The organism is Methylobacterium goesingense, from assembly GCF_022179225.1.
Lineage (GTDB): Bacteria > Pseudomonadota > Alphaproteobacteria > Rhizobiales > Beijerinckiaceae > Methylobacterium > Methylobacterium goesingense.
In genome coordinates this window covers 1-8302 of sequence record NZ_BPQL01000040.1, presented here as the reverse complement: position 1 = coordinate 8302, position 8302 = coordinate 1, and the positions used below count along the sequence as shown (strand labels likewise).

At 67.9% G+C, this 8302-nt stretch carries 6 protein-coding genes and 1 riboswitch; of the genes, 2 read left to right on the top strand and 4 right to left on the bottom strand.

The window, feature by feature from the left end:
* Positions 1-43: 43 nt before the first annotated feature.
* The 4 genes from MFF30_RS08215 to MFF30_RS08200 all read right to left on the bottom strand — a co-directional run bounded on the left by MFF30_RS08215 (position 44) and on the right by MFF30_RS08200 (position 4841).
* Positions 44-964 carry an alpha/beta fold hydrolase gene (locus MFF30_RS08215; RefSeq protein ID WP_238278606.1) on the bottom strand — a complete coding sequence of 307 codons (921 nt, stop codon included), beginning with the start codon at positions 962-964 and terminating at the stop codon, positions 44-46.
* Between the two features lie 394 nt (positions 965-1358).
* Positions 1359-2366, bottom strand: coding sequence for an alpha/beta fold hydrolase (locus MFF30_RS08210; RefSeq protein ID WP_238278605.1), 1008 nt, complete (start codon positions 2364-2366; stop codon positions 1359-1361).
* Positions 2363-3178: an SDR family NAD(P)-dependent oxidoreductase gene (locus tag MFF30_RS08205; RefSeq protein ID WP_238278604.1), complete on the bottom strand. Its 816-nt coding sequence runs from the start codon at positions 3176-3178 to the stop codon at positions 2363-2365. Before MFF30_RS08205 ends, MFF30_RS08210 begins: the two co-directional genes overlap by 4 nt.
* Positions 3179-3308: 130 nt before the next feature.
* Complete coding sequence (locus tag MFF30_RS08200; RefSeq protein WP_238278602.1) at positions 3309-4841, bottom strand: flavin-containing monooxygenase; 1533 nt, start codon at positions 4839-4841, stop codon at positions 3309-3311.
* Between the two features lie 106 nt (positions 4842-4947).
* Here MFF30_RS08200 and MFF30_RS08195 point away from each other — a divergent pair, with 106 nt between their 5' ends.
* Entirely contained in the window at positions 4948-5655 is a 708-nt protein-coding gene (locus MFF30_RS08195) for a TetR/AcrR family transcriptional regulator (RefSeq protein WP_238278601.1), read from the top strand.
* Between the two features lie 304 nt (positions 5656-5959).
* Positions 5960-6167, top strand: a riboswitch (cobalamin riboswitch).
* A gap of 222 nt (positions 6168-6389) precedes the next feature.
* A partial coding sequence (locus MFF30_RS08190; protein WP_238278608.1) for a TonB-dependent siderophore receptor occupies positions 6390-8302 on the top strand: 1913 nt, incomplete at its 3' end.

Below are 8302 nucleotides of genomic sequence, written 5' to 3'. Positions count from 1 at the left end.
ATCATCTGACGACGGACAGGTGGAGTTGCCGATCAGGCCACCATCACTGACGCGCTACGATGCGCTGACCGCCGGGGTTCGGCTCTGTGCGACGAGTTTTCGCCGCGTCACCGAAGAGGAACGGGAGGAGGACCGCAGTGAACGCTTCCGGATGCGAGTAGTTGATCCCGTGTGCTACGTCTGGAATGACAGCAAGCCGGCCATAAGGCAGGGACCCGGCGAGGCTCGCGACGAATGCATACGGGACGATGTAGTCGCGCGTGCCCCATACCACGAGCGTCGGCTGTGTGACCCGCTGCACCTTCTGCGCAATGTGATTATCGACCATGCTACGCAGGGTCAGGATGTAGCGTCCGATCCCGCCGCGGGCATAGTCGGTGAGCGCCACCCATGCGAGCGACCAGCGCTCGAACGGTGCGATGGCGAAGAAGCCAACGATTTGTCGGACGAGGCCGCGCGCCTCCGGGTCCGGCGTGGGACCCTGCAGCACGAGGCGTTCGACAAGCTGCGGATGAAAGAGCGCCAATTCGACCAACACCTCGCAGCCCAGTGAATTGCCGACAAACGCTGCGCGCCCCACCCCCACCGCATGCATCCAGCTCGCCAGTGCATCCGCGAGTTCGCGCACCGTGAGCGTGCGGCACGGTTTCTCGCTCAAACCGAAGCCGGGCAGGTCAGGCACATAGACTCTGAAATGAGGAGCCAGATGCCGTGCGAGCGGGATCATGTAGCGGCTGGACATCCCGAGCCCGTGGACCAGGATCACGGGCAGACGGTCATCCGGTACGGCGTCAACCGTGACGCGGGCCTGCATCGTCTTGCCGTCGACGCGGACCTGCCTCACCGCAAGGCGGCCCAAATCCGCGCTTCGGGCCTGCCTGGCACGCCGCCGAGCCAAGGTGTTGACCAGAACTCGACCGGCGATGATCCCGCTGGCCGTCACAAGGATCCACCGCAGGGACACACGCGTCCTTCCGTCTGAGCCGGTTTGAGCCATCCGCAGGAGTGGGTGCTCACTTTTGCGGTCAAGCCGCAACGAAAACATCCTGTGCGGCTGAGTTGGGTCGAAATCTGAGGATTCGCGGTCTTTGGCTTGCCTGTTTCCGGGCCGAATTCTCCGATCGCTCCGCGGCACCGGAGACGTCCAAGGGGCCGTCCACTCCAAGATCGGGAGCCCAGCCCCGACCTGGGCGTCGGCATCCTGAAAGCGTCCACACCAACCGACGTGACCGCTCTCCGAGCGGCGGCACTATCGCAACAGCGGTCGGGATACTCGAACCACCAAGGCGAGCAAGGATTATCATACCGATCTGCCCGAGGGGGCATTCATCGAAGCCGAAGTCGGAGTTTCGCTGGCCTCACGGACTCTTCGGCGCCGATGGCACGGCCGTATCAGGCGCCCGATCCGCTTGTGTCATCTCCGCCGCGATCGCCGCGATCCACGCCGCGACACGGTCGGGATCCGTGACCGGCAGCATGTGGCCGCCCGGTACGAGGTCGAGGCGCGTACCGGGCCATGCCCGCTTCAAGCCCTCCCCATGCTCGAACGGGCAGAGCACGCGATCGCCGGTTCCGTAGAGGACGGCGACGGGCACGGCGAGGTCGGGATAGCGCGCCGCCAGCGCCGGCATGTCCGAACCGGCTGCGTTCAGGTCCATCGAGGCGCCGTAGAAGCTGGATGGCCGCAGGCCGAGCAGGCCGCCGCCTCGCGTTCCGAAATCGGCCGGCACCGCGTCCGGCCCGAACACCGTGGCCAGGACGCCCCGGCTGCGCAGAATGGCCAGTGGCGTCGCGAGGGTCCAGGCAACGGCCAGCCGCAGGAGGGACGAGCGGATGGCGAGGAGCCGGAACGGCGCGGGGACCGTGTCCTGCGGCTGCGTCAGGGGCGCGATCAGCGCGAGGCCGCCGATGAGGCGCGGATGTTCGAGGCCGAGCGCGAGGACGACCGCGCCGCCGAGCGAGTGCCCGACCACGATCGGGCGCTCGAGCCCGAGGTGACGGATCACACCCGAGATCCTGTCGGCCTGGCCCGGCAGGTCGGCGGGCGCGCGCCAGGATCGCGGCGAGTGGCCGGAACCGGGCCGGTCGATCAGCACCACCCGGAACCGGTCCGAGAGCCTGTCGAGCAGGGCATACGCGAAGTTGCCGAGCTGTCCGCCGAGACCGTGCACGAAGACGAGTGGCCGGCCGCTCCCGGCCTCCAGGTAATGGATGCGGCCCTGCGGCAGATCGAGGAAGCACCCACGCGGAGGCAGGCGCCGTGTGACGCCCCGGGCGATGAGCCACGTGAGGACGAGGGCGGAGCCCATGAGGGCGGCGAGGACGAGGGCGCCCAACACGAATGCGGTCAGCCAGGGCGTGGTCACATGCGCTCTCCCTTCATGCGGCTCAAGACGCCCCAGTAGGAAACCGGCATGAGGCGCTCGATCAGCGACGCGATCCTGGCGTCGGTGCCGACTAGGATGCGTCGCCGCCGTCGCTCGACGCCGCGCACGATGATGTCCCCGGCCTGGGCGGGCGGCATCGTCAGGAGACTGTTGGCGATGCGGCGTCCGCGCTCCAACTCCTCGATCGAGAGGGCCGCGGTGGCCCGCGCCGAATCGGCGATTGATGTGGCGACGCCGCCTGGATGCACCACGGTCACGCCGACCGTACCGCCCTCCAGCTCGTGGGCAAGCGCCTGCGAGAATCCGCGCACCGCGAACTTGCTCGCCGCGTAGGCGGTCTGGCCCGGCGGGGCTATCAGGCCGTAGAGGCTCGACAGGTTGACGATCCGCGCTTCCGGAACTGCCTGCAGCATCGGCAGGAAGGCCCGGGTCATGCGCACGACGCCCCAGAAATTCACCTCGATCAGCCATTCGAAGTCGGCCTCGCTCACCTGCGCGAACGTACCGGCCAGGGCCACGCCCGCGTTGTTGACGAGGAGGTCGAGGCCGCCATGCGCTGCGGCCACCGCCGCCGGCAACGCCGAGACGGCCTCCCGGTCGGTGACGTCGAGGCGGTGGCAAGTGACCCGAACGCTCTTGGCGAGGGGCTGCGCGGTCTGGGCCAAGCCCGCTTCATTTACGTCGGCGAGGGCAAGGTTGCAGCCACGCCCGGCGAGCGAGACCGCGATGGCCCGGCCGATGCCGCTGCCCGCGCCCGTAACGAGGGCGGTGCGTCCCTGGAGATCGAACATGCGGTCGGTTCCTGCCCTTACAAAGCCTCGGTGCGACGGATGTCCGCCCCGTTCGACGGCGGAGGGTGCGGAGCCCAACGGGCGCGGCGATGAGGCCGGATGCAGCCGTCCGCCCCGCGGAAGGAGGTGTTCAGGCCGCCCGTCGGGTGTCGGTACGCCGGCCGCCGAACACCATCGCGCCGTCATCCAGCCGGCCGTAGCGGAGGCCGGCGAGATCGAGCATGTAGTTCTGGTGAAGCTTCCATGGCGACGTGGTGCCCTGCTTCGGAATCAGGTCACGCGCGCGCGTGACATAGCCCGAGGTGAAGCCGATCAGCGGCGCATCGCCGGTGGCCGTTCCGCGGCGCGGCACACACCACGCCTTGCCTCGCCTGTCCATGCGGCGCAGGAGGCGGCAGACATAGTCCGCCGTCAACTCGCTTTTCAGCGTCCAGGAGGCGTTGGTGTAGCCGAGAGCGATGGCAAGGTTCGGCACGTCGCTCAGCATCATGCCTTTGTACAGGTAGCGTTCGGCCGGATCGAGCATGACGCCATCGACCCTGATCTGTACGCCGCCCATCAGCTTCATCTTCAGCCCGGTGGCGGTCACGACGATGTCGGCCGAAAGGGTCTTTCCGGAGGCGAGTTCCAGTCCGTCCTCGGTGAACCGCGTGATCGTGTCGGTCTCGACGCTCGCCTTGCCAGTGCGGATCGCTTGAAACAGGTCGCCGTCCGGCACAAGGCAGAGGCGCTGGTCCCACGGTTTGTAGCGCGGCGTGAAATGCTTGCCGACATCGTAGTCGGGCCCAAGTTGCTTGCGTATGCCGCCGAGGATGCGCTGCGTCAGCGCCTCGGGTTTCCGCCGCGCGAACTGATAGAAGAGAATGCTCAGGCCTATGTTCTTCCAGCGCGCGAGGCGATGGGCGATGGGGCCCGGCAGGCGGGCTTTCAGCCAGTTGGCGATGCGGTCGCGCGCGGGCAGCGCCACGATGTAGGTGGGCGAGCGCTGCAGCATGGTCACGTGGTCGGCGCGTCGTGCCATCGCCGGCACCAGCGTCACCGCGGTGGCGCCGCTCCCGATCACCACGACGCGCTTGCCGGCATAGTCGAGATCGTCGGGCCAGGCCTGCGGATGCACGATCGGCCCCGCAAAGCGCTCCGTGCCCGGCCAGTCCGGGCGATAGCCGCCCGCGTAGTCGTAGTAGCCGGCGCAGACGTAGAGAAAGCCGCAGGTATAGGCGATGCGCTCCTCTCCCGCCTCGACCTGCAGGGTCCAGCGCGCCTCCGATGTGTCCCAGGCCGCGGACACCACGCGCTGGCCGAAGCGGATCTTACGGTCGATGCCGAACGCCTCGGCGGTGGCGCGCAGGTAGTTCAGGATCGAGGCCGCGTCGGCGATCGATGCGTCCTCGGTCCACGGCCGGAAGCTGAAGCCGAAAGTATAGAGATCGGAATCCGAGCGCAGGCCGGGGTAGCGGAACAGGTCCCAGGTTCCACCGAGCGAGTCGCGGCCCTCGAGGATCGCGAAGCTCTTGCCTGGACACTTGGTCTGCAGGGCGTGGGCCGCGCTGATGCCCGAAATACCGGCCCCGATCACCAGCACATCGAAATGCGCACCGTCCTGTGGCTCCGGGCGCGACGCTGCGTTGTCGGGTCCATTGCGAGGCACCGTGAGGATCGCCATGGCTGAAGCCCTCCGAGGTTCATGACGCTCCATTTAAGGTAAACACCTTAGTCAATCAACAGGCAAACACCTTAATTGTGGGGCAGCCTCTCCGCCGCTAGGGTTCGTGCTGGGCTGGATGCAAGAGAGGGCGGATGTCGCGATGGCAGGACGGGACCCGGGGGACCGTTTGAAGGCGTCGCCCAAGCCCAAGACGCGGGCGCGCATCCTCGATGCCGCCCGAGCGCTGTTCAACGAGCGCGGCCCCGGCAACGTCACCACGGCGGAGATCGCCGAGGCGGTGGGGATCAACGAGGGGAACCTCTACTACCACTTTCAGCGCAAGGAGCAGTTGCTCGAAGCCCTGTTCGCAGAGTTTGCGCAGGCGCTACATGCCGCGGCCACAGCCTATGCCGCCAGCGACGACGAGCCCGCGCGGTATCGCACCTATCTCACCGGCTGGTTTCAAACGATGTGGGAATGGCGCTTCTTCTACCGAGACGGCGCGATGGTCTTCCGGCTCGCTCCCGAGCTCAAGCCGCGCCTGAAGCAGGTCAGTGACGCGGGACAGGGGCTGACCCGCCGGGCAATCGAAGAGATGCAGAGGGCGGGATTGCTGGCGATCCCGGCCGACCGACTCGACCTGCTCGTCACCAATGCCTGGATCGTATCGACCTACTGGATCGATTATCTGCGCTCGCGCCGTGGCATCGGCGAGGTCACGCGCGCGCATGTCGATTGGGGCGCCCGCCAAGTGATGAGCCTGTTCCTGCCATACCTGACGCCGCGGGGGCTGGCGGAAGCCGAACTCGGCGCGGCGCGCGAGGACGGTTGATCGTTCGAGGAGAGAACAGGCTCGATCGTATGAATCTCGGCCCGGCGGCCACGCCTCAACGGTGAAGGCCGAGACGATGCCGAAGCTGACGTCCGGCCTCGGCCGATCGACACAGTCGATGCAGCCACCCGCGCATCGCCGCATTTATGGTCGGGTCCAGCGAGCGGTCGATCGGGCATCGTCCTGCGCTCACGATCACAAGGATGGCGTTGCCAGAAAGCGCCGGCGCGAGGATTGAATTTCTGCAACGTTACAATGTTGCAAAAAACCTCGTTCCATCGATTGACTATGCGGCGGCGCCCGGCGAATGTCTGACCGTCAAGGTTCCTGCGGGTCGTCGGCTCGCGGGCTAAGAGGGAATTCGGGGTGTTCGCAGGAGCGCTTCCGAAGCTGCCCCCGCAACTGTCAGCGGTGAGTTCCTGCCATCCATGGTCACTGGTGCCGAGCACCGGGAAGGCCGGCCAGGACAACGACCCGCGAGCCAGGAGACCTGCCTTGCGCGATGTAACGTCTCTCGGGCGGGGTGTCCCGGCGGAGCGCTGGAACGGGCTTGGCTGCTGACGCCGCCGATCCCGTGAGGGCACCCGCTCGGCTGTCGCTCGACAACTTTGAGCGCACCGGTGTCCCCTCGTCCGAGCCTGCCCACCGCGACGGCCCTGATCCTGAACCCGCCCGCATCCACCAAGCGCCGCTGGCGGGCCGGACGCCGGGGATCGCGCTGCGCCCTCGCCGCGATCCTCTCGACGGGAGCGCCCGCCTTGGAGACCAGGGCGCAGGAAGCCGTCACGCTGGAGGAACTCTCCGTCGAGGGGGCTGGCGGGAGCGCCCCGGCCGCCGTTGGTGCTGGCCCCAAATCGGGAATAGGCCTGATCGGCCCGACGCCGCGCTACCGGGCCGACCGCGCGGTGAGCAGCACCAAGACCGACACCCCTCAGCGCGACGTGCCCCAGGTCGTCACCGTCGCGCCGCGCGAGGTCATCACCGATCTCGCCGCCACCCGCGTCGACCGCGTCTTCAACTACACGCCCGGCGTGGCCCAGCAGAACAATTTCGGCGGCCTGACGGTGTTCAGCTACGCCATCCGCGGCACGACCACCTCGGAGCTCTACCGCAACGGCTTCCCGATCAACCGCGGTTCGCCGCCGCTACCCGATACCCAGAACGTGGAGCGCATCGAGGTGCTCAAGGGCCCCGGCGGCGGCTTGTTCGGGCGCAGCGACCCGGGCGGCCTCGTCAACTTCGTCACCAAGCAGCCGACGGCCGAGCGCTTCGTCGAGATGGGCGGCCTTTGGGGCTCGTTCGAGCAGTTCCGTGGCACAGTCGATGCCGGCGGCGCACTCAACGAGGACGGCACGCTGCTCTACCGCTTCAACGTCGCGGGCGGCCGCCAGAACAGCTTTCGCGATTTCGTGGATGGCGACCGCCTCCTCGTCGCGCCCGTGGTGAGCTGGCAGATCACGCCGGACACGAAGATCACCGTCGAGACCGAGTTCCTGCGCAACCGCGTCGTCTTCGACCGGGGCGTGATCGCGATCAACAAGCAACTGGGATTCCTGCCGATCTCCCGCTTCCTCGGCGAGCCCGGGCAGAGCACGTACCAGAGCTCGGACACGATGCAGGTACGGGTCGAGCATCGCTTCAACGCCGACTGGCAGATGCGGCTGGCGACCCACTTCAACACCGGCTCGCTGGTCGGGGAATCGGCGGAGGTCCGTGGCCTCGCTGCCGACAATCGCACCGTCCTGCGCGACCGGAATTTTCGCGATTACCGCTGGGATACCGCCATCGGCCAGGCCGAGGTTGTGGGCCGCTTCGCCACCGGCGATCTCGGCCATACCGTGCTTCTCGGCTTCGAGCGCGAGAGCACCGACAGCCGCGTGGTCTATGACCGCTCGAACTTCCGCCAGAGCCCCTACAGCCTCGACATCTACGATCCGCGCTACGGCCAGGCCCTGCCGCCGCTCACCATCCGGCGCAACAACCTGGAGCGGGTCACCAACACGGCCCTCTACGCCCAGGACCAGATCGCGCTCAGCCCGGAGTGGAAAGCCCTGCTCGGCGTGCGCTTCGATTTCTTCGAGCAGTCCTTCCGCGAGCGCACCACGGCGACCCAGGTCGACCAGTCCCGGGTGGCAGCCACGCCGCGCGCCGGCCTCGTCTACCAGCCCCTGCCGGAGCTCGCCCTCTACACCAACGTGGGCACCAGCTTCCGGCCCAATATCGGCCCCGACGCCTTCGCGGTGGCCCGCTCCGTGCCGTTCGAGCCCGAGACCGGCGTCGGCTACGAAGTCGGTGCCAAGCTCGACCTGTTCGGCGGCGCACTCGGCCTGACGGCGGCGGCCTTCCGCATCGAGCGGCAGAACGTGCTCACGGCCGACCCCAACAACCCGGGCTTCTCCCTGGCGGCGGGCGGGGTGCGCAGCCAGGGCTTCGAGCTCACGGCCGCCGGCCAAATCACCCCCGAGATCAAGATCCTGGCGGGCTACGTCTACGCCGACGCCGTGGTCACGAAGGACAACGTGCTCCCCGTGGGCGCCCCGCTGGTCAACATCCCGCGCCACTCGGGCAGCCTGCTCGCCGTGCACGAGGTGCAGGCCGGCCCCTGGAAGGGCTTCGGCCTCGGCGGCGGCGTGCGCGGCGTCGGCGA

Coding starts and splice junctions, on each gene's coding strand:
- MFF30_RS08205 (WP_238278604.1), bottom strand. CDS start 3,178: ATGTTCGATCTCCAGGGACGCACCGCCCTCGTTACGGGCGCGGGCAGC.
- MFF30_RS08200 (WP_238278602.1), bottom strand. CDS start 4,841: ATGGCGATCCTCACGGTGCCTCGCAATGGACCCGACAACGCAGCGTCG.